Source organism: Pseudomonas sp. GP01-A4, assembly GCF_058780865.1.
The window spans coordinates 57,727-84,502 of record NZ_JBYSWF010000004.1; the positions used below are offsets into that span (position 1 = coordinate 57,727).

General features: G+C 60.6%; 28 protein-coding genes, 1 tRNA gene and 1 pseudogene. 11 read left to right on the plus strand and 19 right to left on the minus strand.

The genetic code is table 11. The features are described from left to right. Positions 1-5: 5 nt before the first annotated feature. The 3 genes from AC3WKX_RS04305 to AC3WKX_RS04315 form a co-directional block, all read right to left on the minus strand. Positions 6-1,133 carry an FAD-dependent oxidoreductase gene (locus AC3WKX_RS04305; RefSeq protein WP_102604225.1) on the minus strand — a complete coding sequence of 376 codons (1,128 nt, stop codon included), beginning with the start codon at positions 1,131-1,133 and terminating at the stop codon, positions 6-8. Between the two features lie 297 nt (positions 1,134-1,430). After that, positions 1,431-1,673, minus strand: a complete 243-nt coding sequence (locus AC3WKX_RS04310) for an SDR family oxidoreductase (protein WP_252117766.1) — start codon at positions 1,671-1,673, stop codon at positions 1,431-1,433. A 7-nt stretch (positions 1,674-1,680) separates the two neighbouring features. Continuing rightward, entirely contained in the window at positions 1,681-2,124 is a 444-nt protein-coding gene (locus AC3WKX_RS04315; protein ID WP_252117767.1) for an SDR family NAD(P)-dependent oxidoreductase, read from the minus strand. A gap of 192 nt (positions 2,125-2,316) precedes the next feature. Between AC3WKX_RS04315 and AC3WKX_RS04320 the strand changes: the two genes are divergently transcribed. Next, entirely contained in the window at positions 2,317-3,228 is a 912-nt protein-coding gene (locus AC3WKX_RS04320; RefSeq protein WP_032892927.1) for a LysR family transcriptional regulator, read from the plus strand. A gap of 36 nt (positions 3,229-3,264) precedes the next feature. On the opposite strand, the gene AC3WKX_RS04325 is transcribed toward AC3WKX_RS04320, so the two are convergent. Further along, entirely contained in the window at positions 3,265-3,705 is a 441-nt protein-coding gene (locus AC3WKX_RS04325) for a winged helix-turn-helix transcriptional regulator (protein ID WP_102604224.1), read from the minus strand. A 164-nt stretch (positions 3,706-3,869) separates the two neighbouring features. On the opposite strand from AC3WKX_RS04325, the gene AC3WKX_RS04330 reads away from it, so the two are divergent. The 3 genes and pseudogenes from AC3WKX_RS04330 to AC3WKX_RS04340 all read left to right on the plus strand — a co-directional run. Continuing rightward, positions 3,870-5,453 (plus strand): phytoene desaturase family protein, encoded by a 1,584-nt coding sequence (locus AC3WKX_RS04330; RefSeq protein WP_032892928.1) that lies wholly within the window; start codon positions 3,870-3,872, stop codon positions 5,451-5,453. Positions 5,454-5,455: 2 nt separating this feature from the next. Then, positions 5,456-5,680, plus strand: coding sequence for a hypothetical protein (locus AC3WKX_RS04335; RefSeq protein WP_032892929.1), 225 nt, complete (start codon positions 5,456-5,458; stop codon positions 5,678-5,680). A 276-nt stretch (positions 5,681-5,956) separates the two neighbouring features. Then, positions 5,957-6,154: pseudogene (locus AC3WKX_RS04340) on the plus strand (integrase arm-type DNA-binding domain-containing protein); the annotation flags it as partial. A 416-nt stretch (positions 6,155-6,570) separates the two neighbouring features. On the opposite strand, the gene AC3WKX_RS04345 reads toward AC3WKX_RS04340, so the two are convergent. From AC3WKX_RS04345 to dapA, 5 genes are all read right to left on the minus strand, one after another. After that, positions 6,571-6,660: transfer RNA gene (locus AC3WKX_RS04345), tRNA-Ser, on the minus strand. 83 nt (positions 6,661-6,743) lie between these two features. Continuing rightward, positions 6,744-7,457 (minus strand): phosphoribosylaminoimidazolesuccinocarboxamide synthase, encoded by a 714-nt coding sequence (purC, locus tag AC3WKX_RS04350; protein ID WP_003211975.1) that lies wholly within the window; start codon positions 7,455-7,457, stop codon positions 6,744-6,746. A gap of 28 nt (positions 7,458-7,485) precedes the next feature. Further along, positions 7,486-8,244 carry an MBL fold metallo-hydrolase gene (locus AC3WKX_RS04355; RefSeq protein ID WP_003211977.1) on the minus strand — a complete coding sequence of 253 codons (759 nt, stop codon included), beginning with the start codon at positions 8,242-8,244 and terminating at the stop codon, positions 7,486-7,488. A 4-nt stretch (positions 8,245-8,248) separates the two neighbouring features. Further along, entirely contained in the window at positions 8,249-9,364 is a 1,116-nt protein-coding gene (gene bamC, locus AC3WKX_RS04360) for an NlpB/DapX family lipoprotein (RefSeq protein ID WP_102604223.1), read from the minus strand. 17 nt (positions 9,365-9,381) lie between these two features. Beyond that, entirely contained in the window at positions 9,382-10,260 is an 879-nt protein-coding gene (gene dapA / locus AC3WKX_RS04365; RefSeq protein WP_003211981.1) for a 4-hydroxy-tetrahydrodipicolinate synthase, read from the minus strand. A 261-nt stretch (positions 10,261-10,521) separates the two neighbouring features. Here dapA and AC3WKX_RS04370 point away from each other — a divergent pair, with 261 nt between their 5' ends. Both AC3WKX_RS04370 and AC3WKX_RS04375 read left to right on the plus strand, forming a co-directional pair. Beyond that, positions 10,522-11,082: a glycine cleavage system transcriptional repressor gene (locus AC3WKX_RS04370; protein ID WP_003172487.1), complete on the plus strand. Its 561-nt coding sequence runs from the start codon at positions 10,522-10,524 to the stop codon at positions 11,080-11,082. A gap of 10 nt (positions 11,083-11,092) precedes the next feature. Continuing rightward, complete coding sequence (locus AC3WKX_RS04375) at positions 11,093-11,566, plus strand: peroxiredoxin (RefSeq protein WP_003211984.1); 474 nt, start codon at positions 11,093-11,095, stop codon at positions 11,564-11,566. A gap of 133 nt (positions 11,567-11,699) precedes the next feature. On the opposite strand, the gene AC3WKX_RS04380 is transcribed toward AC3WKX_RS04375, so the two are convergent. Both AC3WKX_RS04380 and AC3WKX_RS04385 read right to left on the minus strand, forming a co-directional pair. Next, positions 11,700-12,770 carry an AI-2E family transporter gene (locus AC3WKX_RS04380; protein ID WP_003211986.1) on the minus strand — a complete coding sequence of 357 codons (1,071 nt, stop codon included), beginning with the start codon at positions 12,768-12,770 and terminating at the stop codon, positions 11,700-11,702. Between the two features lie 40 nt (positions 12,771-12,810). Then, positions 12,811-13,050 (minus strand): sulfurtransferase TusA family protein, encoded by a 240-nt coding sequence (locus AC3WKX_RS04385; protein ID WP_003211989.1) that lies wholly within the window; start codon positions 13,048-13,050, stop codon positions 12,811-12,813. Between the two features lie 95 nt (positions 13,051-13,145). On the opposite strand from AC3WKX_RS04385, the gene AC3WKX_RS04390 reads away from it, so the two are divergent. After that, positions 13,146-14,579, plus strand: coding sequence for a M48 family metalloprotease (locus tag AC3WKX_RS04390; protein WP_087692605.1), 1,434 nt, complete (start codon positions 13,146-13,148; stop codon positions 14,577-14,579). 67 nt (positions 14,580-14,646) lie between these two features. Here AC3WKX_RS04390 and AC3WKX_RS04395 read toward each other — a convergent pair whose 3' ends face one another. The 4 genes from AC3WKX_RS04395 to rpoE all read right to left on the minus strand — a co-directional run bounded on the left by AC3WKX_RS04395 (position 14,647) and on the right by rpoE (position 18,505). Continuing rightward, positions 14,647-16,086, minus strand: coding sequence for a DegQ family serine endoprotease (locus AC3WKX_RS04395; protein ID WP_003211993.1), 1,440 nt, complete (start codon positions 16,084-16,086; stop codon positions 14,647-14,649). A 245-nt stretch (positions 16,087-16,331) separates the two neighbouring features. After that, positions 16,332-17,288: a MucB/RseB C-terminal domain-containing protein gene (locus tag AC3WKX_RS04400; protein ID WP_102604222.1), complete on the minus strand. Its 957-nt coding sequence runs from the start codon at positions 17,286-17,288 to the stop codon at positions 16,332-16,334. A gap of 16 nt (positions 17,289-17,304) precedes the next feature. After that, positions 17,305-17,892 (minus strand): sigma-E factor negative regulatory protein, encoded by a 588-nt coding sequence (locus tag AC3WKX_RS04405; protein ID WP_003172479.1) that lies wholly within the window; start codon positions 17,890-17,892, stop codon positions 17,305-17,307. A gap of 31 nt (positions 17,893-17,923) precedes the next feature. Then, entirely contained in the window at positions 17,924-18,505 is a 582-nt protein-coding gene (rpoE, locus tag AC3WKX_RS04410) for an RNA polymerase sigma factor RpoE/AlgU (RefSeq protein WP_003172477.1), read from the minus strand. A gap of 467 nt (positions 18,506-18,972) precedes the next feature. Here rpoE and nadB point away from each other — a divergent pair, with 467 nt between their 5' ends. Continuing rightward, positions 18,973-20,589: an L-aspartate oxidase gene (gene nadB / locus AC3WKX_RS04415; RefSeq protein ID WP_003211997.1), complete on the plus strand. Its 1,617-nt coding sequence runs from the start codon at positions 18,973-18,975 to the stop codon at positions 20,587-20,589. On the opposite strand, the gene AC3WKX_RS04420 is transcribed toward nadB, so the two are convergent. Together AC3WKX_RS04420 and AC3WKX_RS04425 are read right to left on the minus strand one after the other, a co-directional pair. Further along, entirely contained in the window at positions 20,558-21,010 is a 453-nt protein-coding gene (locus tag AC3WKX_RS04420; protein ID WP_102604221.1) for a protein YgfX, read from the minus strand. The genes nadB and AC3WKX_RS04420 overlap by 32 nt on opposite strands. After that, positions 20,994-21,248, minus strand: coding sequence for an FAD assembly factor SdhE (locus AC3WKX_RS04425; RefSeq protein WP_003212000.1), 255 nt, complete (start codon positions 21,246-21,248; stop codon positions 20,994-20,996). Before AC3WKX_RS04425 ends, AC3WKX_RS04420 begins: the two co-directional genes overlap by 17 nt. Positions 21,249-21,387: 139 nt before the next feature. Between AC3WKX_RS04425 and ygfZ the strand changes: the two genes are divergently transcribed. Further along, complete coding sequence (gene ygfZ / locus AC3WKX_RS04430; RefSeq protein ID WP_102604220.1) at positions 21,388-22,329, plus strand: CAF17-like 4Fe-4S cluster assembly/insertion protein YgfZ; 942 nt, start codon at positions 21,388-21,390, stop codon at positions 22,327-22,329. A gap of 36 nt (positions 22,330-22,365) precedes the next feature. Further along, on the plus strand, positions 22,366-23,187 hold the full coding sequence (locus tag AC3WKX_RS04435; protein ID WP_003212004.1) for an HDOD domain-containing protein: 822 nt from the start codon (positions 22,366-22,368) through the stop codon (positions 23,185-23,187). On the opposite strand, the gene AC3WKX_RS04440 is transcribed toward AC3WKX_RS04435, so the two are convergent. After that, the gene (locus AC3WKX_RS04440; protein ID WP_003212006.1) at positions 23,188-24,573 is read right to left on the minus strand and encodes a sensor histidine kinase; all 1,386 of its coding nucleotides are present in this window, start codon (positions 24,571-24,573) and stop codon (positions 23,188-23,190) included. Next, positions 24,566-25,237: a response regulator gene (locus AC3WKX_RS04445; RefSeq protein WP_003212008.1), complete on the minus strand. Its 672-nt coding sequence runs from the start codon at positions 25,235-25,237 to the stop codon at positions 24,566-24,568. The genes AC3WKX_RS04440 and AC3WKX_RS04445 overlap by 8 nt, the downstream gene beginning before the upstream one ends. Before the next feature lie 236 nt (positions 25,238-25,473). On the opposite strand from AC3WKX_RS04445, the gene AC3WKX_RS04450 reads away from it, so the two are divergent. Next, complete coding sequence (locus tag AC3WKX_RS04450) at positions 25,474-26,754, plus strand: OprD family porin (protein ID WP_008437839.1); 1,281 nt, start codon at positions 25,474-25,476, stop codon at positions 26,752-26,754. The last annotated feature ends 22 nt before the right edge of the window (positions 26,755-26,776 follow it).

A 26,776-nucleotide genomic window follows, 5' to 3' on the forward strand; every position in this document is an offset into this window, starting at 1 on the left:
TTGCGTCAGAGCGGCTGGGCGACTACGTCGATCATCTTTTTCATCAGGCCGGCGAAGTCGGCATCCGGCGTGGGCCGTTGCTCCCATTCACCGATCTGCACCGAGCCCTGGTTGATGAACTTGCAGCGCTCAAAGCGGCGTTGCATGAAGCCGTCGAGCACCTGGTCAAGGGTCAATTCGGCACCACAGAGTTCGCCCAGCACCACGGCGTCTTCCACGGCTTGCGCGGCGCCCTGCCCCATGTGCGGCGTGGTGGCGTGGGCGGCGTCGCCGATCAGAAGCACGCGGCCGCGGTACCAGGGTGCCGGCATCAACAGTACTTCCAGCGGGCGGTACACCACCTGGCTGTTGTCGGTGATCTGCGCGCTCAGTTCCGGCACCAGGCCGCCGTAGCCTTCCAGGCGCAGGCGAAACTCGGCCGCCAGGGTGTCAGGGTCAAAGAACGGGTTACCCGGTTCCTCGAACACCGAGAGGATGTACAGGCTATCGTCGGTCAGTGGCGTGTAGCCAGCCTTGCCGCCCGCCTTGCCCTCGAACATGTGCGACCAGAGCAGGTCCTTGGGCCGTGGCAAGTTGTAGCGCCACACGCCCTGGCCGGTGAACTGCGGCGTGTACTGCTCGCCGAACACCGTGGTGCGCACCTTGGAGTACACACCGTCGGCGCCCACCACCAGGTCGTAGTCGCCACGACTGCCGTCGGTGAACTGCACGTTGACGTTATCGGCGCTCTGTTCAATGTTACTGAAGGTCAGGCCCAGGCGAAGGTGGGCGCCACTGGCGGTCACCGCATCAAGCAGCACCTGGTGCAACGCCGGGCGGGTCAGGCCGAGGTTGGCCGGGTACTGCTCACCGGCCAGCCGGGCGCCGCTGAGTTCGACTTTTACCTCGCCCTGCTGGTTGCAGATGCGCAGGCCCTTGTACGGGAAACCGGCGGCCACTGCGGCATCGGCGATGCCCAGTTGCGCCATGGCGCGAATGCAGTTGGCTTGCACCACGATGCCCACGTGGAAAACCTTGGCCTGGGGGCTGATTTCGACGATGTCGACCGCAACGCCCGCCTTGCGCAGGGCAATGGCGGCGCTGAGCCCACCGATGCCACCGCCGACGATCAGGACTTTCTTGATGTCGCTCATCAAAGCGTTCCTCTTGAACGGATCTTGTTGTAGGGGTGAATCGGGGCGGCCTTACGAGGAAATATGAGATGGGACACGGATCAGCTCTCCAAACTTATTCTTGTTATCGCCAGCCTGGTGGGGGTGCCGGCTGAACATGGCTCTACCTTAATCACCCCTCAGGTATGCCGGAAATTGTTTGTTCAGATAGGTCAAATCCAGACCGTGGATAGCTCAGCAAGCAGTCGCGCCGGCATCCACTCGTAGCTCCGTGGCCGTAACCCAGCTGGACTCGTCGCTGGCCAGGTAGATTGCCGCCTAACCGATGTCTTCGGGCTGGCCGATGCGCTGTGGTAGTAACTGATGGTCCAGGGCGGCCTGGCGAAAATGCGGGTCGGCCGCCAGGTGGGCACGGGTGGCGGCGGTTTCGATCAGCCCCGGGGAAATGCTGTTGGCGCGGATACCGTGAGGGCCGCCCTCCATTGCCAGTTGCCGGGTCATGGCCAGCACCCCGCCCTTGCCGGCGCAGTGGGCCAGTGCCGGTGAGCCTTTCAAACTCATCCAGACATTAACCGAGGCGAAGTTGATGATCGAACCGCCACCCTGGCCTTGAGCACCGGCCAGGCGGCCTGGCACAGCAGGAACACCAGGTCCAGTTCACCAGCGAGGGGCTTTCGCCAGTGCTGTGGTAATCCATGTCTTCGATCCAGGCGAACGCCCCGAAGGCAGCCTCGTTGATCAGGATATCAAAGCCCTGGTGCAGGTCTGCCGCCCACCGCACCAAGCGTTGAGCTTCGTGGGGATCGGTCAGGTCGCATGGGTGTAGGCTGTCGATGCACAGCCCTTCGCCCAAGGCCTGCGCCACGGGGTGTTGAGCGGCGACAGCGTCCAGGTCGCAGCCCAGTACACGGGCCCCCTGACGGGCGAACATCAGGGCGCAACACCGGCCAATGCCACTGCCAATACCGGTGACGAGGGCGACCTTGCCCAGCAAACGAGATGAATGAGTCATGTGCGTTCCCGCGAGAAGGATGGAACTCACCAATTTAGGAAGTCCGCCCTTCATCAGGAAATCGCCAGTCTGGATGCCAGGCATCCTTCTTGCGAATAGGCCATTTTTATCATCCAGGTTCCAACTTGCTCTATGCATAGGTATAACGACCACAAATGCCTGCCCATAATCATAAAAACACGGAGCAAGACCATGCGCTTCCATGGTTTGGATTTGAACCTGCTGGTGGTGCTGGACGTGCTGCTGGCCGAACAGAACATCACCCGCGCAGGCGAGCGCCTGCACCTCAGCCAGCCGGCCACCAGCGCGGCGCTTTCACGCTTGCGCAATTACTTCGAGGACGATCTGTTGGTGCAGATCGGCCGCAAGATGGTCCGCACGCCGATGGCCGAGACCCTGGCCCAGCCGATTCGCGACCTACTGATCCAAATGCGCTCCACGCTGGAGAACCGCACCCAGTTCCAACCGGAACTGGCCAGCCGCAACTTCACCCTGATGGCCTCGGATTATGTGGGCATGGTGCTGTTGCCCGAAGTCAGCCGCAAGCTCAGTGCCATTGCCCCGCAGTGTTCCATCGAACAGTACCTGCCCACCGATGAGGCGGCCCTCGAGATCGAACGCGGGCATGTGGACTTTTTGTTGCTGCCTGACAACAACATCCTCAAGGAACACCCTTCCACCGCACTGTTCAGCGACGAGTACGTGTGCGTGCTATGCAAGAATCACTCGGCGGCAAACGGGCCGCTGTCGATGGATGACTACAAGGCATTGGGGCACGTGCTAGTGCGTTGGGGCACCGAACATCGCGCGCCGATGGCCGATGAGTGGTTTGTGCGCAGCTTCGGCTTTGAGCGCCGGGTTGAGGTGACCACCAATACTTTCAACAGCGTGCCGCCCTTCCTGATCGGCACTCAACGTGTGGCCACCATGCACCGCCGCCTAGCCGAGCGCTGGGCGCACTACCTACCCCTGAGCGTGGTTCCCGCGCCTTGGACGGCGCCGCCGTTGACCATTGCCATGCAGTGGAATAAATACCAGCAGCATGACCCCGGGTTGGCGTGGTTGCGCCATCTGATCATCGAGACCGCAGCCTCTCTCCCCTGACCCGCTGCCTGTAGCCGCTGTCGAAGCTGCTACAGGTTAGCCGTAGTAGGCTTCGCGGGCGGCGTTGATGGTCGGGGCCTGTTGTTCGAGCCAGGCCAACAGCCCGTCCAACTGCTCCACGAGTGCCAACCCCAAAGGTTTGAGGCTGTATTCGACCTGCGGTGGGATGGTCGCGATCACCGTGCGTTCGAGCATGCCATCGCGCTCCAGGGCGCGCAGCTTGAGGGTCAGAATACGCTGTGAAAGCGTGCCATCGGCCATGCCATTGACCTCCCGCTGCAACTCGGTAAAGCGCAGTGTGCCATTGCGCAACACCAGCAACAGCAGCGGGCTCCAGCGATCGCCCAGGCGGGCCAGAGTTTCGCGGACCGGCCCATGGGGGTCGTTACCGCCGCGCAGCACGCGCGCTTTCAGATCGTCCAGCGCTTGGCGCTGAACCGTGTCGACCACTCGCGTAGACCCTTCGCCCTTGTGCATCCCACTCTCCACATATTGCGCCCAGGGGGTACGCACATTCAGGTAACCGACCCACATTAAAGTGCCGTCTTCCGCGTATCTACCAGCCGCTCTTAGAATCGCCCCAGCAGCGCCTGCACCTGGCAAGGAGCTGAAAACAAAAACAACAGACGCGGAAGGTCCACATGAATCACTACGATGTTGTCGCCATCGGCGGCGGGCACAATGGCCTGGTGGCCGCGGCCTACCTGGCCAAGGCCGGCAAGAAAGTCCTGGTGCTGGAGCGCAAGGACTACGTCGGCGGCGGCGTGACAACGCGCCAGCTTAACACTCCCGGCTTCTGGCATGACGAGCACTCGAGCGTGCACATCATGATCCAGGGCAACCCCCTGATCACCCAGGACGAGCTTGAGCTGTTCAGCAAGTTTGGCCTCAAGTACAACTACTCCGACGTGCCCCACGCCACCGTTTTCGAGGACGGTAGCGCGCTGATCACCTACCGCGACCTGGACAAGGCCTGCGAATCCATCGCCAGCATCTCTCCCCGCGATGCCGAAACCTATCGCAAACTGGCCACCAAGGCCGCGGGTCTATTGCCGATGTTCCTTTCCGGTTTCTACTCACCGCCCCTGCCCATGGGCGCCATGGTCGCCATGCTCGACCAGAGCCTGGAAGGTCGCGAGATATTTGACGCCATGCAACGCAGCACCCTGGACATCATCGATAACCTGTTCGAGCATGACAAGGTCAAGATCCATCTGCTGCGGGTGATCGCCGAGAACCTGCAAACACCCGATGAGCTGGGCACCGGCATGGGCGTCTACGTGTTCGTCGGCATCATGCACACCTATGGCGTATCGCAGCCGGTGGGTGGCAGCGGCAAGCTGTCCGAAGCACTGGTGCGCTGTATCGAGCACCACGGAGGCGAAATCCGCTGCAACAGTGAAGTGCGCAAGGTCATCACAGAAGGTGGCCGCGCTACCGGTGTCGAGCTAGCCGATGGTGAGCGCATACTGGCTCGCGACGCAGTGATCGGCGCTCTGCACCCCCATGTGATCAAACGCTTTGTCGATGGGCTGGACCCGGGTATGGTTGCCCGTGCCGAACGCGCCACGCTGGCTCCATTCAGCCTATTCGTCAGCCACTACGATTTGCACAACAAGGCCGAGTTCTACGCCGGAGCCGATGTCGGTCGCGCCACCATGTTGACCATGATGAGCAGCGACCGCCTGAGCGACATGCTCGACGACTTCGACGAGCTGCGCCGTGGTCGCGTGTCGAAGCGCCGACTGGTGGCCGGTGGTGACGAGAGCATCAACGATCCGACACGTGTGCCGCCTGGCAAAGGCATGTTCCATGGCATGACCTTTGCTCCCTACAATCTGGCAGAAGGCGGCGCCGCGCGCTGGGATGACTATAAGGAGGAGTTCGGCGACCTGAGCCTTCAGGCCTACCGCAAGTTCGTCAAGAACCTCACGCCCGACAACATCATTGCCCGCAAGGTGTGCTCACCGCTTGACCTGGAACGCAGCTCGCCCAACTCCATGGTCAAAGGCGACGTACACGGCGTAGCCCCCTACTTCTATCAGAACTTCGCGCACCGCCCCACGCCCGACCTGGGCCGCCTCTGCGTACCTGGGTTGGACAACCTGTACCTGGTAGGTCCCTTCATGCACCCAGGTGGTGGGGTATTTGGCGCAGGCCGTGGCACCGCCATCAAAATGTTCGATGACATGGGCATCGATTTCGAACGCGTGACGAGGAACTGAACATGAAGATTTTCGGTAGCGACAATAGTGAGTTGATGGCCGTCAGTGCCATTGAACGCAGTGGAAATGAGTTGGTGCTCAAGGGCAAGATTTTCGGTGCCATGCCGATGCTTGCCAAGGTACGGCCGGAGGAAGCCCGTGCAGCATTGCGATTGCTAGACTGCAAAACGGTTATATTCCTCCTTAGTCTTTTGTTCAGACCATCTAGTAAGAAGCCAAAAAATTGAGAGCCGCGGATAAAGCGATGTTGGATTTTGTTGAGCTCAATTCAGAAACGCAATATTTGATCCGGCTTTTCCTGGGCCGCTAGCTACTATCGGCTCCACCACTTCAACATCTAAAGACGTTCACGGACGTCTTTTTTTGTGTCTGAAATCCACCAAAATCAAGGGTTTGATCGCTACAGAGCTCCGCAGAGAATTTTTGAGTTCCAGCCGTTTGGGTATTCCAAGCCATCCGGTGCTATTTTTTGGAATACCAAAATGGTGTCAGAAGTAGCTCTCATGCCTGCTCCAGCCCTTCGCCTCTCCGACCGCTAGCTCAAGACAGTCAAGGCAAAAGACAAGGATTACGTCCTCAGCGATGGTGACGGCCTCCAGCTCCGATTCAGGAGCAATGGCTCGATGCTGTGGAACTTCAACTATTGCGAGCCGGTAACCAAAAATCGTATCAATATGGGGCTGGGCACGTACCCAGCGCTCTAACTAGCGAACGCCAGGAATGTTGGCGCCGACGCCGAATTGACCCACGTGCCAACGCAAGACTGACCCAACTTCAATCGGCAGAAATCCAGCACAGGAAATGGTTCGCGAGGAATCAGACTGAGTCAGTGGCATCTCGGTAACTGAGTCAATTCAGTGCCGGCGCCAACAGACAATCGCTGGCAAGCGTTCGTGCGTTGGTGTCGGTCAGATGATGATCCCGATTACAACGATGCGATTCAGATCGATCGACGGATCGCTCCTGGACTGCACCGCTTAGAAACTGTCGAAAAATCAGCCTTTGGTCGAAAAAACACTGAGCCATCCAGAGTATGGGCCAAAGTATGGGCTGGGATTTTTTTCAGAAACACAGAAACGAAAAAGCCCTGAATAATCAGGGCTTTAACGTATAGGTATGGCGGAGAGATAGGGATTCGAACCCTAGGTACCGGTGAAGGTACAACGGATTTCGAATCCGTCCCATTCGGCCACTCTGGCATCTCTCCAACGGCGCGCATCATAACAGCCTGTTTCCTGGAAGCAAAGCGCCAAAGCGATTTTTTTCCGTGCTATCAGATGCTTGCGTCGGTTACAGCGGTACGCCGAGACGATTGGCGACTTCTTCGTAGGCTTCGATGACATCACCGAGGCCCTGGCGGAAGCGGTCTTTATCCATCTTCTTGCGAGTGTCTTTGTCCCACAGGCGGCAGCCGTCAGGGCTGAATTCGTCGCCCAGGACGATGGAGCCGTCGTGGAACACGCCGAATTCGAGTTTGAAGTCCACCAGCAGCAGGCCGGCGTCGTCGAACAGTTTGCTCAGGACGTCGTTGACCTTCAGCGACAGCTCCTTCATGCGAGCCAGTTGCTCAGCGGTGCCCCAACCGAACGCCACCACGTGGGATTCGTTGATGAACGGGTCACCCTTGGCGTCGTCTTTCAGGAACAGTTCGAAGGTGTAGGGGTTGAGCTTGAGGCCCTCCTCCACGCCCAAACGCTTCACCAGGCTGCCGGCCGCATAGTTACGCACGACGCACTCGACCGGGATCATGTCGAGTTTTTTCACCAGGCATTCGTTGTCGCCCAGCAGTTTGTCGAATTGGGTCGGAATGCCGGCCGCTTCGAGTTTCTGCATGATGAAGGCGTTGAACTTGTTGTTCACCATGCCTTTGCGGTCGAGCTGTTCGATGCGCTTGCCGTCGAACGCCGAGGTGTCGTTGCGAAACAGCAGGATCAAGCGGTTGGCGTCGTCGGTCTTGTAAACCGATTTGGCTTTGCCGCGGTAGAGTTCTTCACGTTTTTCCATGATGGGCTCCGCTTGCTAAGTAGGTGGGCTAGGCGATGTGTCGCCAGTCGAGCCCTGAATCTTGATCGGCCAGTTGCAGCCAGTCCGGGTCGCACCCAAGGGTGTCGACAAAACATTGCCGGGCCAGCTGCGGCAGGTTGTTCTTGCTGCTCAGGTGGGCCAGGACCAGGTGTTGCAGGTCTTGCCAGCCCAACTCATACACCAGGTACGCCGCCTGGTGGTTGTTCAAATGTCCAAACTGCCCGCCGACCCGCTGCTTGAGAAAGGCCGGGTAGTGGCCACGCGCAAGCAGGTCACGGCAGTGGTTGGACTCGATCATCAATGCGTCGAGGTCCCGGTAACCGTCCAGCACCTTGGCGCAGTACGAACCCAGGTCAGTGAGCAGGCCAAAACGCCGTTCACCGTCACTGAATACGTATTGCGTCGGTTCCTGGGCATCGTGGGCCACTTCAATCACATCGATGCTCAAGGCACCGATCTGCAATTGTTCGCCACCGGCCAGCAAACCTGCGGGCTCAATCGGTTTGCGCATCCCGCGCAAGGTGCCGCGACTCAGGTACACCGGAAGATTGTAGCGCCGAGACAGCAAACCCACGCCATGCACGTGGTCGGCATGTTCGTGGGTCACCAGAATCGCGCTCAGCTGCGCGGGGTGAACCCCCAGGCGCAGCAGGCGCCGCTCGGTTTCCCGCAGGGAGAAACCACAATCCACCAGGACGTACGTGTCGTCATGGGCTACAAGCGTGCCGTTCCCTTGGCTACCGCTGCCGAGAACGGCAAAACGCATCGGATCAGCCCAGGTTGTCCTGAATCACGCCCAACACTTTGCGCGCCACTTCTGCCGGCGCCACGGTGTTGATGTTTTTCTCGACGGTGACTTGCACGCTTTCGCCTACCTTGCTCAAACGAACCTGGTAACGCTCGGCGCGGGTCTCGATCTCTTCCTTGGTCGGCTTGCTGCCGAACAACTTGCTGAAGAAACCTGGCTCGTCGTCTTTCTTCTCGGCTTTTTCGGCCAGGTTGATGTAGTACAGGCCCAGGCTGCGGTTGATGTCTTCAACGCGCCATTCGCCGTGCTCCAGCGCGCGGCCGACACTCGACCAGGCGCGGTCCAGGTCTTCACCCAGGTTGAGCACCACGTTGCCGCTGCCGTCTTCGCTGAGGCTGACGCGGCTAGGTGTGTCAAAGCTACCGGCGGCGAGCAGGGAGACGGAGCCGCCCTTCTCGGAAATACGGCTCATGCTGGCGAGCATTTCGTCGACCAGGGCAGCGTCCACGCCGGTGTTGACCGAACGTGGGGTGAAGTCGACGTTGGCGGTGCTGCCGGCAGGACGCTCGGCGCTGACTACGTAGACTTCACTGGTGTTGCGTTGCACGCCTGGCTCGATACGCACGCGGATGCGGGCTTCGCTGTCATTGGCTACGCCACCGGCCTGCAGGCGCTTGGCCATGGATGCCGACAGTTCGCTGGTGTGCTGCCACGCGGTGGTGAATTCACCGGTCTGCGGGCGTTGTTCGTCAATGCGGAAACCGTTGTCCTGGAAGAACTGGACCGCCACCGGCCAGACTTCGGCAGGTGGGCGCTGGGCCATGACCCAACGGGTGTCGCCGCTCTTCTGCAGGCTGTAGTCGCTGGCGTCGGCCACGGCCGACAACGGCTGTGGACGCGGCACTTCGTATTCACCCTTGACGGTGTCGTCGGCCACGTTGCGCGGAATCGGCAGCAACGGGTCAAGGCGCTTGGCGACATTGACGTCCGACGGCAATTTCATCGGGGCGGTTTGTTGGGCTTCCAGGTAATCGCTACCGCGGTCGCGGAAGTAGCCTTCCGGGCCCCAGATCCAACCGCAGCCACTGGTGCTGGAGATAATCAAGGCAAGTGCGGAAAGTCCGGCCAATCGCTTCATGCGTAGTGCTTCCTCAATTAAACCAGGACGCCGGACTGGCGCAGGGCCTGTCGCAGCGGTTCGTGACAGGCTTCGCTGAGCCAGGTGAGCGGCAGACGGATACCGTCCGGCATCAGGCCCATCTCATGCAGCGCCCATTTCACGGGGATAGGGTTGGATTCGATAAACAGGGTTTTGTTGAGCGGTGCCAGTTGTTCGTGGATCGCCCGGGCCTTGACCGCATCACCGGCGATGGCCGCGGCACACAGCTCGCTCATGGCGCGCGGTGCAACGTTGGCAGTCACCGAGATGTTGCCTTTGCCGCCCAGCAGGATCAGCTCGACCGCCGTGGCGTCGTCACCGGAGTACACCAGGAAGTCGCTGCTGACGCCGGCCAGGATGTCCTTGGCGCGCTGCAGGTCACCGGTGGCTTCCTTGATACCGATGATGTTCGGTACGGTGGACAGGCGGATCACGGTCTCGGCCTTCATGTCGCAGGCGGTGCGACCGGGTACGTTGTAGAGGATCTGCGGGATATCGACCGCTTCGGCAACGGCGCGGAAGTGCAGGTACAGGCCTTCCTGGGTCGGCTTGTTGTAGTACGGCGTCACCAGCAGGCAGGCATCGGCGCCGGCTTTCTTGGCGTTGCTGGTCAATTCGATCGCTTCGCGGGTCGAATTGGCGCCCGTGCCGGCGATGACAGCAATGCGCCCTGCAACGCGCTTGACCACGAACTCGATCACTTCGATGTGTTCTTCCACATCCAGTGTGGCCGATTCACCTGTGGTGCCGACCGCCACGATGGCGTTGGTGCCCTCTTGCAGGTGGAAGTCCACCAGTTTGCCCAGGCTGTCCCAGTCGAGATTACCTTGTGCATCCATGGGTGTGACCAGTGCCACCATACTGCCCGCAATCATGCAACCGCTCCTGCCGGAAAAAGAGAGCGGTAATGGTACTGGCGCCAAGATGCTTGTACAAGCGAAGTACCGCCTGAGGATGCGTTCTGGATCAACTTAGTTCGCAGCAGCGCCATCATTCGGCCAAAGCTGGGTTTGATGAAGCTGATTACGTAATGAAAACGCCACCTCCTAGCCCTTGGCGATGGTTTTCGCTACCCTTCATCCTTTGATTGATACCGCTTGCATCGTATCGACCGCTCATCGCTTTAGGAAGGCTGCATGTCCACCCCCACAGTCCGCGAACAATTCCTTGTCATCAGTGCCCTCGGCGCCAACCCCATGGAGCTGACTAACGTCCTGTGCCGCGCCAGCCATGAAAACCGCTGCGCCGTCGTGACCTCCCGCCTGACCCGCCATGGCGAGTGCAGTGCGCTGGTCCTGCAGATTTCCGGGACCTGGGATGCCCTGGCCCGCCTTGAAACCGGTTTACCGGGTTTGGCGAAGAAGCATGACTTCACGGTCAACGTGGTGCGCAGCGCCGCCCTGGAAAACCGTCCGCAGGCCCTGCCCTACGTGGCCTATGTCAGTTCGGCCTACCGCTCGGACATCGTCAACGAGCTGTGCCAGTTCTTTATCGACCACAACGTCGAGCTGGAAAACCTGACCTGCGACACCTATCAGGCTCCGCAGACCGGCGGCACCATGCTCAACGCCACCTTTACCGTGACCTTGCCGGCCGGCGTACAGATCAGTTGGCTGCGCGACCAGTTCCTGGATTTCGCCGATGCCCTGAACCTCGACGCACTGATCGAGCCTTGGCGCCCACAGAACCCTATGTAAGGAAGTCTTCATGTCTGTAGTGATCGACCAACCGGTAGCCGACTTCGAAGCCCAGGCCACCAGCGGGCAAACCTTCAGCCTCGCCGGGCTCAAGGGCAAGCAAGTGGTGATCTACTTCTACCCGAAAGACAGCACCCCGGGCTGCACCACTGAAGGCCAGGGCTTCCGTGACCAGCATGCTGCGTTCAAGGCGGCCAACACCGAGGTGTTTGGCGTGTCCCGGGACAGCGTGAAGTCCCACGAGAACTTCAAGGCCAAGCAGGAATTCCCCTTTGAGCTGATCAGCGACAAGGACGAAGCGGTTTGCCAGCTGTTTGATGTGATCAAGCTGAAGAAGCTGTATGGCAAGGAATACCTGGGTGTTGATCGCAGCACCTTCCTGATCGACAAGAATGGCGTACTGCGCCAGGAATGGCGCGGTGTGAAAGTGCCGGGCCATGTGGATGCAGTGCTCGAAGCGGCACAGGCGCTGAACCAGGCTTGATTCACCTGCTGGCTTTGAAATAGCTATCGCAGCCAAGCCAGCTCCCACCTGTGATCATTGTTCGACAGGACAACTCAGTCAATGTGGGAGCCGGGCTTGCCCGCGATGAGGCCCTGCACCGGCACCACAAATATCAGAGTAACGGCGCCACCACCGGCTCCTGCCGAGGCCAGGCATCCAGCACCGCCTTGAACAGCGTCGCCAGGGGAATCGCAAAGAACACCCCCCAGAAGCCCCACAACCCGCCAAACAACAACACCGCACAGATGATCGCCACCGGATGCAGGTTCACCGCCTCGGAGAACAGCAGCGGCACCAGCACGTTGCCGTCCAGCACCTGGATGATGCCGTACACCGCCATCAGGTAGATGAACTGATCACTCCAGCCCCACTGGAACAGCGCGATCAACATCACCGGCACCGTCACCACCACCGCGCCAACGTATGGCACCACCACTGAAACACCCACCAGCAGCGCCAACAGGGCAGCGTAGTTAAGCCCCAGCGCGACAAAACCGATGTAAGTGACGCCACCGCAGATAAAAATCTCGATAACCTTGCCGCGGATGTAGTTGGCAATCTGGCGGTTCATTTCCTCGGCGACCCGGGTAATCAGCGCACGCTCACGGGGCAGATAGCCACGCACCCAGCGACCGATCATCTCGCGGTCCTTGAGGAAGAAAAACACCAGGATCGGCACCAGTACCAGGTAGATCATGATGTTGACCAGCAGCGGCAAGCTCGAAAGGGAAAAGGTCAGCGCCCATTGTCCGAACTTTCCGATTTCGCCGCGAGCCACCTCAATGGCCTGCAGGACCTGCTCGTCCGACACCAGGTGCGGATAGCGCTCAGGCAACAGCAGCAGCAATGACTGCCACTTGGCGAGCATGCCCGGTAGCTCGTTGAACAAGGTGATCAACTGGTGCCACAGCAAAGGCACCACGATCACGATAAATACCAGCAACAGCCCCATGAACAAGGCAAACACCAGACCCACCGCTGCCCCACCCGGCAAGCGCAGACGCTCCAGGATGGAGACCAGGCCTTGCATCAGGTACGCCAGCACCATCCCCGCCAGTACCGGCGCCAGCATGCCGCCCAAAGTGAGCACGGCCGTAAAGGCAAGAAACAGCAGGACGGCCAGCACCACGGCTTCTTCGTCGGAGAAGTAGCGCTGAATCCAGTCACGTAACACTTTGAACATCAATAAACCTCAGGCGATAAGGACAGCATATTCAAGCGATTCAGGCCTTGCGCAACCAGTAACGATAGACGCCCGCTTCGTCTTCTTCATGCAGCAGGGTGTGGCCGGCCAGCTTGGCAAACGTACGAAAGTCCCGCTGGGAGCCAGCGTCCGTGGCGATCACCTTGAGCACCGCGCCGCTGGCCAGCCGATTGAGCTCCAGCTTGGCCTTGAGCAAGGGCAGCGGGCAGTTAAGGCCACTGGCATCCAGTTCGGCATCGAAGGCTACAGCGTCGGTCATGGTCTAACTCCGGGTGGGCGTCGAGGGCGCTTAGAATATCTGGTCCGAAGCTCAGTGTCCGGCTACAGTAAGCTCTTTGTCGAAAGGCTTTGTGCATGACTTTTTTGCGCCCTACCCTGCTGACGCTGGCTTGCCTGCTTGCCTCTCCAGGCTTCGCCGACGACCTGCCGTCACTTGGCGACGCCAGTTCTGCCATTGTCTCGCCAAAACAGGAATACGATCTGGGTCGGGCATGGCTGGCCTACCTGCGTGGCCAGGTCTCGCAACTCAACGACCCGCAGCTCAAGGATTACGTCGAATCCAGCGTTTATAAGCTGGTGGAAACCAGCCAGGTCAATGACCGGCGCCTGGAATTCATTCTGATCAACAGCCCGCAGTTGAACGCCTTTGCCGCACCGGGCGGCATCGTCGGGGTCAACGGCGGCCTGTTCCTCAACGCCCAGACCGAAGGCGAATATGCCTCGGTACTGGCCCACGAACTGGCTCACTTGTCCCAACGTCACTTCGCACGAGGCGTGGAAGCACAGCAGCGCATGCAGATCCCGATGATGGCTGCGCTGCTCGGCGGCATCATCGCTGCCGCCGCTGGCGCAGGCGATGCGGGCATTGCCGCGATCGCCGGCAGCCAGGCCGCCGCGATCCAGGAGCAACGGCGCTTTTCCCGGCAAAACGAGCAAGAGGCTGACCGCATCGGCATTCTCAACCTGGAGAAAGCCGGCTACGACCCACGGTCCATGCCAACCATGTTCGAGCGCTTGATGCGCCAGTACCGTTTCGATGCCAAGCCGCCTGAATTCCTGCTGACTCACCCGGTAACCGAATCGCGGATCGCCGACACCCGCAACCGTGCGGAGCAAGCCAAGCTGGGTGGCATTGAGGACAGCCTGCGCTATCAACTGATCCGTGCTCGGGTGCAGCTGTATTACGAAGACACCCCGGGGCTGGCCGCCAAACGTTTCCAGGCCCAGCTGGATGAAAATCCGAAGAACGATATCGCGCGTTATGGCCTCGCCATCGCTCAGATCAAGGGTGCCCAGTTCAACCTGGCCCGGGAAAACCTCAAGCCGCTGCTGGCCAAGGCGCCCAACGACATCACCTACAACCTGGCGCAGATAGAGCTGGACATGACCAACAATCGCCTGCCGGATGCCCAGCAGCGTACGGACCGAATGTTGACGCAATATCCAGGCAACTATCCGCTGAACCAGGTTCGTGTGGATCTGCTGCTCAAGCAGAACCGCAACGCTGACGCGGAAAAAGCCCTGGAAGGATTGTTGAAGTCTCGCCCGGACGATCCGGACGTCTGGTACCAGGTTGCGGAAACCCGTGGCTTGTCGGGCAATATCATCGGCCTGCACCAGGCCCGCGCCGAGTACTTCGCGCTGGTGGGAGATTTCAAGCAGGCCATCCAGCAATTGGATTTCGCCAAGCGTCGCGCCGGCAGCAACTTCCCGCTTTCGTCACGTATCGACGCACGCCAGCGTGAACTGATCGACCAGGAGCGCATGATCAAAGACATGATGGGCTAAACCTTTCAGCCACAAAAAAGCCCCGCTCTCGAACATCGAGAGCGGGGCTTTTTATTGGACTAGCGGATTACTCGGCCAGTTTGAAGGTAATGAAGCTGGCACGCCCCTGACGCAGGACGCGCATCGACACCGAACGGTTCTTCGGCAGCGCCTTGGCGATGTCGGTGAACTCTTTGGTGGAGTTGATAGCCTGGTTGTTCAGGTGGGTGATGACATCACCTGGTTGCAGGCCGATCAGGGAGGCAGGACCGTCCTGGACTTCCTTGATCACTACACCGCTCTTGAGGTCGAAGCTCTTTTTCTGTTCGTCGGTCAACTCGACGACGGCAATGCCCAGGCGATTGCTGCTGCGCTCGGCACCTGGCTTGCTGTTGCCCAGCGCATCCAGCGCCGCGCCTTCTTCCGGGATCGCACCGACGGTCAGTTCGACGTTCTGGCGCTTGCCGTCACGAATCACTTCCAGCTTGGCCTTGCTGCCGGCCTTGAGCGCGCCCACCAGGTGTGGCAAGTCCGCAGACATGACGATCGGCTGGCCGTTCATGCTCAAGATCACGTCACCGACTTGCAGGCCACCTTTGGCAGCAGGGCCATCGTCCTGGATCTGCGCGACCAGGGCACCGGCCGGCTTGTCGAGACCGAAGGATTCAGCCAGGTCCTTGTTCACTTCCTGGATCACCACCCCCAGCCAGCCGCGGCTGACTTTGCCACCGGTTTTCAGCTGGTTCGAAACGTCCATGGCCACGTCGATCGGAATCGCGAACGAAACGCCCATGAAACCACCGGAGCGGGTGTAGATCTGCGAGTTGATGCCAACGACTTCACCCGCCAGGTTGAACAACGGACCGCCGGAGTTGCCCGGGTTGATCGGCACGTCGGTCTGGATGAACGGCACGTAGTTTTCGTTCGGCAGGCTGCGACCGATGGCGCTGACGATACCCTGGGTCACAGTATGGTCAAAACCAAACGGCGAACCGATGGCGACGACCCATTGGCCGGCTTTCAGGTCCTGGGATTTGCCCAGTTTCAGCACCGGCAGGTCCTTGCCTTCGATTTTCAGCAGGGCCACGTCGGAACGTGGGTCGGTGCCCACCAGTTTGGCTTTCAGCTCACTGCGGTCCGCCAGGCGCACCAGGATCTCGTCGGCGTCGGCAATCACGTGGTTGTTGGTGAGGATGTAGCCGTCAGGCGAGATGATGAAGCCCGAGCCCAGGGACTGGGCCTCACGCTGGCCGCCACCACCGCCACGCGGCGTGCGCGGCTGGGGCATGCCGCGTTCGAAGAACTCCCGCAGCATCGGCGGCAGGCCTTCCAGGTCGGGCATCTGCTGGTTGGAGACCTTACGATCCGGCAGCTTCTGCGTAGTACTGATGTTCACCACGGCAGGCGACGCCTGCTCCACCAGTTGGGTGAAGTCAGGCAGCTCGGCCGCTTGCGCGGTAACGGCCTGACCCAGCACCAGCACCGTGGCGACTATGGATAGGTAAGACTTCAAACGTGGTATCGACATACAGCTCCCGTTACGACGAGCAGGGTTGAGCGACAGGGTTCAATAAACGCCGAAAAACTGCGACCGACATTTTTGTTCCGCGAACAAAACAAGGCCAGGGCCGTTAAGCCCTGACCTATAAAAAACATAGGGAATATTAGCAAGTGAAAAAAATGATCCAGACATTTCATGTCTCTCGGCAGAGGCAGGCATCGACTATCTCCTGCGCAACATTGAAATATCAGGATGAACATAGGATTAACAACTCAAGGCTTGGCGGGCACGGTGCCACTGCGTAGTGACAGCGCTATTCGCTCGGCGGTGCCAATCGGGATCTCGCCGACGACGGTCACCATCACCTCGCCTTCCAGGGTATTCAACCGCCGTGAAACGGCGACTGTCGGGCCCAACTGGGTGCGGGTCTCGTTTACGGTCGCACCGTTAAGCGGCTCCAGGAATACCGAAAAACGCGCCAGACCATCGTCATACATCAGACTGCTGACGGTTACCTTGGTGTGGGAGTCTTTATGGGCACTGCTGTTGACCAGCTGAAAGCCTGGTGGCAACCAGTCGAGGCGCCAATCCTGAGGGATTTCGACCTCCGGGGCCTTGGCGTTGGTCACCGCCACCGGCGTGCATTCGCCACTGGGCTGCAAATCACGATCGTCAGGCACCGATGTATTGAGCTGGGTGAACTGGAAACGCTCCAGCAACTGGCCCTGGTCGTTAAGCAACAATGACTTCAATGGCAGCGCAGTTTCACGATCCAGATGCAGCTCAAAACCATAACGGTATTGATCGCGGGGGGTCACGGAGACGATCACCGCATTCCGACCGGCCACGCGCGATTTGCCGATGACGGCAAGATCGTAGAACGCTTTGAGTTTTTGCGGATCAAGGGTACGCGCAGAGGTATTGGGGGAGCCCCCAAGCCCGGCAACCAGCGTGCCGCTCACGCATTGGGTACGGCCATCGAAGCGCAGGACTTCCTGGGCAGAACCATCGAGCTGCAAAAGCCGCTCACGGACCTGACCATTCTGGACACGATGCCAGATGTCATGGGTAGAAAAACTACCGTTACGCTCGTAGATGAAGGTGCCCTGAAAGCTTTGCTGCTGCTCCGCCCGCCCAAGACGCGTCAGCCAGTCTTGGGCTTCATCGGCATGGGCGGGGACTGCAAACCAGCCACTGAGCAAAAGCGCAAGGAGCGGTATGGCGCGCATAAAGCTCCTTGGCGGACTAGCGGTTTTCCAGGCTTGCAGCGCGGGCGTAAGGCAGAGCGCTTTCAGTGCCTTTCAAGGCCGATTCCTGTGCGTGTTGGCGCAGGTAGCCTGGAAGACGCTGATCCTGCCAGCCGGATTGCCCTTGAAGTACACCGTTGGCCATAGGCCCGGTGGTATCGGAGCTTTCCTTGTAGCCGGCCAGTACGGCTGGACCCTTGACCTGCGGGCCGGCCATGACCGGTTGCTGGGTCTGTTGGGCCAGTTCGGCACCGGCGATTTCGTCCTGGTTGTACAGGCGGACACCTGCCAATACAGCGACGGTCACCGAAGCAGCGACTGCCAGACGGCCCAGGCTACGCCAAGGACCGCGAGCAGCTTTTGCCGGAACGGCTTCATCAGCCAGTGCAGCAGAAACGGCCGCAGCAATATCCAGACGAGGGATTAGAAGATCCTTGTGCATCACCGCCCGAGCGACTTGGTAACGAGACCAGGTATCACGGGTTTCGGCATCATCAAATGCATTAAGCACTCGACGAAGTTCCAGTTCATCCGCTTCGTTATCCATCACTGCGGACAGCGATTCCTGCAGGGCATCACGACTCATGGCGGTTCCTCTCTTGGCTGTCGCCGCTGTCTCAGTTTTCCTGCAACAACGGCTGCAGGGCTTTATCGATGGCTTCCCGAGCCCGGAAGATCCGGGAGCGTACGGTACCCACCGGACATTGCATGACGCTCGCAATGTCTTCGTAACTCAGACCATCGAATTCACGTAAAGTTAACGCCGTACGCAAATCTTCTGGCAGTTGTTGAATAGTGCGATGGACGGTTCCTTCGATCTCGTCGCGCAGCAATGCACGCTCCGGCGACTCGAGATCCTTGAGGCCGTGATCACCATCATAAAATTCAGCATCTTCCGAACTAACATCACTATCCGGCGGGCGGCGACCGCGAGAAACCAGATAGTTCTTCGCCGTGTTAATGGCGATGCGATACAGCCACGTGTAAAACGCACTGTCACCGCGGAAATTACCGAGTGCACGGTACGCCTTGATAAAGGCTTCCTGTGCAACGTCCTGCGCTTCATGGGTGTCGTGCACAAACCGCACGATCAACCCGAGAATTTTGTGCTGGTATTTCAGCACTAGCAGATCAAATGCCCGCTTGTCGCCGCGTTGAACGCGCTCGACCAGCTGCTGATCCTCTTCCTGGGTTAGCATGAACACTCCTCGTTGTACTTGAAGGAGGCTTGCATAACTAATCGATCAGGCTTGCAAACATAGACTCGGACTTTTCGCAAAAGTTCTCCCCCTCCAAGCAAGTTTCCGGCGCGCACTGATTTGGCACACACGAAAAACGCAGCGCGGGCAATGCCGGCTGCGCGAATAATCTGTCGCCAGTTTCCTGACGCGCCTGACACAGACGCGGCTCAGCAAATCCAGCGTGTTCCCAGCTTTCGGGCATCCTGCTATTGAGTCGGGGCCTATGCAAAAAGTTCCCATCCCAATCGCTGTCCGTTTCATGAAAGCCGTGCAGTTCGTTGCCCGTAGTCTCACAATGCCACGAATGCCCGGCTATTGTGCCGCTCCCCCCCTCTATATACTAGTGGGCCGTGTCACCCTTTGATTCGCCGATCCAGGCGTCCTGTTTGCGCCCCCTACGGATCGCTTTTTGCGGAATCCTTCAAATGAGCCAACAGTTTCAACACGATGTCCTGGTGATTGGCAGCGGCGCTGCGGGTTTGAGCCTTGCACTGACCCTGCCGGGCCACCTGCGCATAGCCGTACTGAGCAAGGGCGACCTCGCCAATGGCTCGACGTTCTGGGCCCAGGGCGGTGTCGCCGCGGTGCTCGATGACACCGACACGGTGCAATCCCACGTCGAAGACACCCTGAATGCCGGCGGCGGCCTGTGCAATGAAGAAGCGGTGCGCTTCACCGTCGAGCATAGCCGCGAAGCCATCCAGTGGCTGATCGACCAGGGCGTGCCCTTCACCCGCGACGAACATTCCGGCACCGACGACGGCGGCTTCGAGTTCCACCTGACCCGCGAAGGCGGCCACAGCCATCGGCGGATCATCCATGCCGCCGACGCCACCGGCGCCGCGATCTTCAAGACCCTGCTCGCCCAGGCCCGGCAACGCCCCAACATCGAACTGCTGGAACAGCGGGTCGCCGTCGACCTGATCACCGAAAAGCGCCTTGGCCTGCCGGGCGAACGCTGCCTCGGCGCCTATGTGCTCAACCGGGCCAGCGGCGAAGTCGACACCTACGGCGCGCGCTTCACCATTCTCGCCTCGGGCGGCGCAGCGAAGGTCTACCTCTATACCAGCAACCCCGACGGCGCCTGCGGTGACGGCATTGCCATGGCCTGGCGTTCGGGCTGCCGGGTGGCGAACCTGGAATTCAACCAGTTCCACCCCACTTGCCTGTATCACCCGCAGGCCAAGAGCTTCCTGATCACCGAAGCCCTGCGCGGCGAAGGCGCACACCTGAAGCTGCCCAACGGCGAACGTTTCATGCAGCGCTTCGACCCACGAGCAGAACTGGCCCCGCGGGACATCGTCGCCCGGGCCATCGACCATGAAATGAAGCGCCTGGGCATCGACTGCGTCTACCTGGACATCAGCCACAAGCCCGAAGCCTTCATCAAGACCCATTTCCCGACGGTCTACGAGCGCTGCCTGGCGTTCAATATCGACATCACCAAGGGCCCGATCCCGGTCGTCCCGGCGGCGCACTACACCTGCGGCGGCGTGATGGTCGACCAGAACGGCCGCACCGACGTGCCCGGCCTGTACGCCATTGGCGAAACCAGCTTCACCGGCCTGCACGGCGCCAACCGCATGGCCAGCAATTCGTTGCTGGAGTGTTTCGTGTACGCCCGCTCCGCCGCCGCCGACATCCTTGAACAGCTGCCGCGCATCCCGGTGCCGGCCGCCCTGCCCCGCTGGGACGCCAGCCAGGTGACCGATTCGGACGAAGACGTGATCATCGCCCACAACTGGGACGAGTTGCGGCGCTTCATGTGGGACTACGTGGGCATCGTGCGCACCAACAAGCGCCTGGCGCGGGCGCAGCACCGGGTTCGACTGTTGCTGGATGAGATCGACGAGTTCTACAGCAACTATAAAGTCAGCCGCGACCTGATCGAGCTGCGCAACCTGGCCCAGGTGGCGGAACTGATGATCCGCTCGGCCATGGAGCGCAAGGAAAGCCGGGGATTGCATTACACCCTCGACTACCCGCAAATGCTGCCCGAAGCACGCGACACTATTCTGGTGCCAACCACCTACGGCGGCTGAACTTCAAGCGCACCCGCAGGCGCCGATGCACATCGGTAGCCTGCGAATCCCGTGGCACGCAGATCGAACGCACCCGCCAGTCACCCTGCACCCGAAAGCGCAGCACCACGGCCAACGGCAACGCCAGGCTGTCGGGGCGCAGTTGCACGCTGTGCCAGCCACGCGCGGCGCTCCACAACTGCCAGCCATCCTCGTCGCGGCGCAGGCCACGGATCGACGAACGGTGAGTCAGCAGGATATGACGCGGCAATACCCAACCGGCATGGGCCAGGCACAACAAGGCGCCAAAGGCTCCGAACCATCGGGACACATCGAGAAACCACAGCGCACCCAGTGCGAACGCCTGGGCGAAAAGATAAGCCGCCAGCAACTGCCCGGAGGCGTGCCAGCGGCATTCGAACGTATTACTTGGGCTGGACACGATCCAGAATCATCCGAACCATGCGCTGCAGCTCCGGGTCTTCCGATTCGGCGCGTTCCATGAACCAGCCGAACATGTCCTGATCCTCGCATTCCAGCAGCTTGCGGTAGCAGTCGCGGTCGACGTCGTTGAGGTGCGGATAGACCTCCCTGACGAACGGTACCAGCAACACGTCCAGTTCAAGCATGCCGCGGCGGCTGTGCCAGTAGAGGCGATTGAGTTCTACATCTTCGACCATGGAGCGCTCCTCAAATAGAGCGCAAGTATACAGGCCGAAGCTGCCTGGAACAGTCGGCTTTGGTCGGCCATACGGAAACTATCCATTTGCCGGGCGCCCCTCTATGATGCACTCATGACTTTTTAACCTGCGATGACCCATGGCTGACTCTGCTTTTTTCTGCCCCCTGTCCCACGAAGGCGTTCTCGCCGTCCGTGGTGCCGACGCTGCCAAGTTCCTCCAGGGACAACTGACCTGCAACCTTAACTACCTGAGTGACACCCAGGCCAGCCTGGGCGCGCGCTGCACCCAGAAAGGGCGCATGCAGTCGAGCTTCCGCATCCTACTGCAAGGCGATGGCGTGTTGCTGGCCATGGCCACCGAACTGCTGGAGCCACAACTGGCGGACCTGAAAAAGTACGCCGTGTTCTCCAAATCCAAACTCACCGACGAAAGCGCTGCCTGGGCGCGTTTCGGTGTGTCGGATGCCGATCAGGTACTGGCCGGCCTCGGCCTCCAACTACCCGCCGAGACCGACAGCGTGGTGCGCAGCGACGACCTGATCGCCATCCGCGTATCGCCGGGCCGTGCCGAACTCTGGGCCCCCGCCGCCCAAGCTCAAACCCTGCACAGCCAACTCGCCGCACAATTGAACGAAGGTGAACTGAACCAATGGCTGCTGGGCCAGATCCGTGCCGGTATCGGCCAGGTCATGCCCCAGACCCGCGAACTGTTCATCCCGCAGATGCTCAACCTGCAAGCCGTCGGCGGCGTCAGCTTCAAGAAAGGCTGCTACACCGGCCAGGAAATCGTCGCGCGCATGCAGTATTTGGGCAAACTCAAGCGTCGCCTGTATCGCCTGAGCCTGAATGCCGGCGAGCTGCCTGAGCCCGGCACCCCACTGTTTTCCCCGAATCACAACAGCGCCATCGGCGAGGTGGTGCTTGCCGCCCGTGCCGATCAGGCGATTGAACTTCTAGCGGTGCTGCAAGCCGAAGCAGCAGAGAGTGGCGATGTGCATGTAGGCACGCTGGAAGGCCCGGGCCTTCAGCTGCTCGACCTGCCCTACCAGCTGGACCGTGATCGCGAGATCCAGCGCTGATCGTCGTACCTTTTTGCTACACCCTAGAGATCTTGAATGAACAAGCTGGCGGAAAAAGTCCAACAGGCGTTGGTTGTGGCCATCGATAACGATGACCTGGTTCTGCCAACGCTGCCGGAAGTGGCCCTGAACATTCGCCAGGCCGCCGAAGACCCGGACATCAGCATCAGCCATCTGAGCAAAGTGATCGGCCGCGACACCGCCTTGTCGGCGCGGCTGATCAAAGTGGTCAACAGCCCCCTGTTGCGCGCGACCCAGGAAGTCACCGACCTGCACACCGCCATCACCCGCCTGGGCACCAACTACAGCAGCAACCTGGCGATCGGCCTGGTGATGGAACAGATCTTCCACGCCCGTTCCGAGGTGGTCGAACAGAAGATGCGCGATGTCTGGCGGCGCAGCCTGGAAGTGGCCGGCGTGAGCTATGCGTTGTGCCGCAACCACAGCCAGTTGAAGCCTGACCAGGCGGCGCTGGGTGGGCTGGTGCACCAGATTGGCGTGCTGCCGATCCTGACCTTCGCCGAAGATCACTATGAACTGCTGTCCGATCCGGTCAGCCTCGATCACGTGATTGAAAGCATCCACCCGTTGCTGGGGGACAAGCTGCTGCGGCGCTGGGACTTCCCGGAAATGCTGGTGAACCTGCCGGCGCAGTACATGAACCTTGAGCGCGACTCCGAGCGCCTGGACTATATCGACCTGGTGCAGGTCGCCGTGTTGTATTGTCACCGCGACACTGACCACCCGCTGGCCAGCGTGCCGATATTGACGGTACCTGCGATCAAGAAGCTGCGACTCGACCCCTACAGCGACACCTTGCGCGCCGAGCTGGATGAAGCACGGTCGATGTTCTACTGATTACCCCGCGATAAAACTGACCCGCACTTTCAACCCCGCCAACTCTCCGTCATGCAAGCTGATCTGCGCCAGGTGTGCCCGGCAGATCTCGCCAACAATCGCCAACCCCAAGCCCGCCCCCAAGCCCTGCTGGCTGCGCCGATAGAAGCGCTCGAACACTCGGTCCCGCTCATCCAGCGGGATGCCCGGGCCGTCATCTTCCACCTCAAGTACCGCCGGCGCCGTGACCCGCAGGATCACGTTGCCGCCCGGGGGCGTGTGGGCCAGGGCGTTGTCCACCAGGTTGCTCAACAACTCGTTCAACAAGGTGGGCTCGCCCCGCAGCCACACCGGTTCATCCGCCTCCAGCGCCAGGGCCACGCCACGCGCATGGGCCAGCGGCGCCATGGCCATGCCCAGCTCGCGAGCCAACTGGCTCAGGTCCAGCAACTGGGCCCCGCCTTCGGCAATCGCCCGGGCGCCGTTTTCGATGCGCGCCAGCGAGAGCAATTGATTGGCCAGGTGAGTCAGGCGATCAGTGCCCTGGGCTGCGGTTTCCAGGGTGGTGCGCCAGGTAGCCGGATCTTCGGCACGCAGGCCAAGCTCCAAGCGTGCCTTGAGCGCTGCCAACGGAGTGCGCAGCTCATGGGCGGCATCGGCAATAAACTGTGCCTGGCGCTCGAACTGCCCGCGCAGGCGTTCGGTGAAATGGTTGAGCGCATGTACCAGCGGGCCCAATTCATGCTGCACTTCCACCAGCGGCAATGGCCGCAGGTCATCGGGCTGACGCTCTTCCACGGCCGTGCGCAAGCGCTCCAACGGCCGCAGCGCCGCACTCACGGCAAAGAACACCAACAACAATGCACCGATGGCCAGCATCCCCAGGCGCAGCAAGGTATCGGCCATCAGGCTGCGCGCCATCGCCACCCGCGCTTCGTCGGTTTCGGCCACGCGGATTTCCGCCATGCCGTTCATGTTCGGTTCGGAGACTGCCTTGAGCAGGCTGACCACTCTCACGTTCTGGCCCTGATACCTGGCGTTATAAAAGCGCGCCAGCGCCGGATAGTCATCGGTGCGTGGAGTGCCCGGCGGCGGGCCCGGCAGGTTTTCGTAGCCGGAAATCAGCTTCTGGTGAATATCGTTGACCTGGTAGTAGATTCGCCCGGCGCTGTCGTAGGCGAACGTATCCAGGGCGACGTAGGGCACATCGGCACTCAAGGTGCCGTCGCGGTGGGACAGGCCGGCCGCAATGGTCCGCGCCGAGGCCAACAGCGTGCGGTCGTAAGCCGTGTCCGCCGCCTCGCGCCCATTCCAGTAAGCGCTCAAGCCGCTGGCAATCATCAACACCACCAGCAACAGCGCCAGGTTCCACAGCAGGCGCCAGCGCAGGCTGCTGGGCTTATGCATCGCGGGCTTCCAGCAGGTACCCCAGGCCACGGAAGGTGACGATGGCCACAGGCTGGCCATCGAGTTTCTTGCGCAGGCGGTGCACGTAGATTTCGATGGCATCGGGGCTAGCCTCTTCATCCAGGCCAAACACCTGGGAAGCCAGTTGCTCCTTGCTCATGACCCGGCCCGGGCGCGCGATCAGCGCCTCAAGCACCGCCTGCTCGCGGGAGGTCAGGGTCAGCAGTTCACCACCCAGGGTGAAGCGCCGCGTATCCAGGTCGTAAATCAGCACGCCACACGCCTGTTGCCGCTCACCGCCCAGCACGCTACGGCGCAGCAGCGCCTTGACCCGGGCTTCCAGCTCCGTCAGTTCGAACGGCTTGGCCAGGTAGTCATCCGCGCCCAGGTTGAGGCCATGCACGCGGTCCTTCACATCGCTGCGTGCGGTCAACATCAACACCGGCAGATTTTTCCCACGGGCCCGCAGGCGCGCCAACACTTCAAAACCGTCCATGCGCGGCAGGCCCACATCGAGAATCGCCACCGCGTATTCCTCGCTGCTCAAGGCCAGGTCCGCCGCCACTCCGTCGTGCAACACGTCGACGGTCAAACCCGTGCTCTTGAGCGCCTGGGCGACACTTTCGGCTAGCTGCAAATGGTCTTCGACCAGAAGGACACGCATGGGTTTTTACCTCGTTCGGGGGTGGTCGGCGCCACGCTTTGCCGGGGAGTTTACAGGCGCGGCCTGCGCTGTGAAGCCCGAAAACATTGAAAGGCGACTGAAAGGTTAGTGAAAGCTTCGCCCTTTAGCATCCAGCCACGGTGGGTTTCGCCTGCCGAGCTATTTCACCCATAGCGCCCGAAAAACGCCTCGAAGCGTTTTCGCCAAAATAAGAACAATAACGGAGTACACCCACGATGCTGCGCACACAGCCGCCTGCTCGTTCTTCTCGTATCACCCAGACCGCCCTTGCCAGTGCCGCCGCCCTCGCCGGCTTTTCGCCCGCAGGCCAGGCCGCCTTTTTCGAGGACAGCACCGCCACCCTCGAAACCCGCAACATGTACTTCAACCGCGACTTTCGCGACGGCACCAGCGCACAACAATCCAAGCGCGACGAGTGGGCCCAGGGCTTCATGCTCAACCTGCAGTCGGGCTATACCGACGGTACCGTCGGCTTCGGCGTGGATGCGCTGGGCATGCTCGGGGTCAAGCTCGACTCCAGCCCCGACCGCACCGGCACCGGGCTGTTGCCGACCCACGACGACGGCCGCGCCGCCAACGAATATTCCAAACTCGGCCTGACCGGCAAAGTGAAGATCTCCGCCACCGAGCTGAAGATCGGCGCGCTGATCCCCGAATTGCCGATCCTCAAGCCCAACGACGGGCGCATCCTGCCGCAGACGTTTGAAGGCGGCCTGCTCAGTTCCAGGGAATTCAAGAACCTGGTGTTCACCGGCGGCCGCCTGAACAAGGCCAAGGACCGCGACGACACCAACTACGAAGACATCGGCCTCAACAACAAAAACAGCCGCTTCCTCAGCGGCGCCACCGGCAAGCATTTCGACTTCGGCGGCGTGGACTACAAGTTCGCCGACAAGATCACCGGTAGCTACCACTTCGCCCAACTCGACGACGTGTACCGCCAGCATTTCCTCGGCCTCGTGGCCTCGCGCCCGATGGGCCCCGGCACCTTCGGCGCCGACCTGCGCCTGGCCGTCAGTGACGACACCGGCGCGGCGCGCGGCGGCAAGATCGACAACACCTCCCTCAACGGCCTCTTCAGCTATGCCCTCAATGGCCATAAGCTCAGCGCCGGTTACCAGCACATGTCCGGCGACAGCGCCTTTCCCTACGTGGACGGTAGCGATCCTTACCTTGTCAACTTCGTGCAGATCAACGACTTTGCCGGCGCCGAAGAACGCTCCTGGCAGGCCCGCTACGACTACGACTTCGCCAAGCTGGGGATTCCCGGCCTGAGTTTCATGAGCCGTTACCTGTCGGGTGACAACATCAAGCTCAAGAACGGCGAGACCGGCAAGGAGTGGGAACGCAACAGCGAGATCCGCTACGTGGTGCAAAGCGGCACGTTCAAGGACGTGGCCGTGCGTCTGCGCAATGCCACCTACCGTTCCAACTATTCGGCCCGTGATGCGGATGAAGTGCGCCTGCTGGTGAGCTACAGCGTCGCACTCTGGTAACAGCAACCTCATAACAACAATG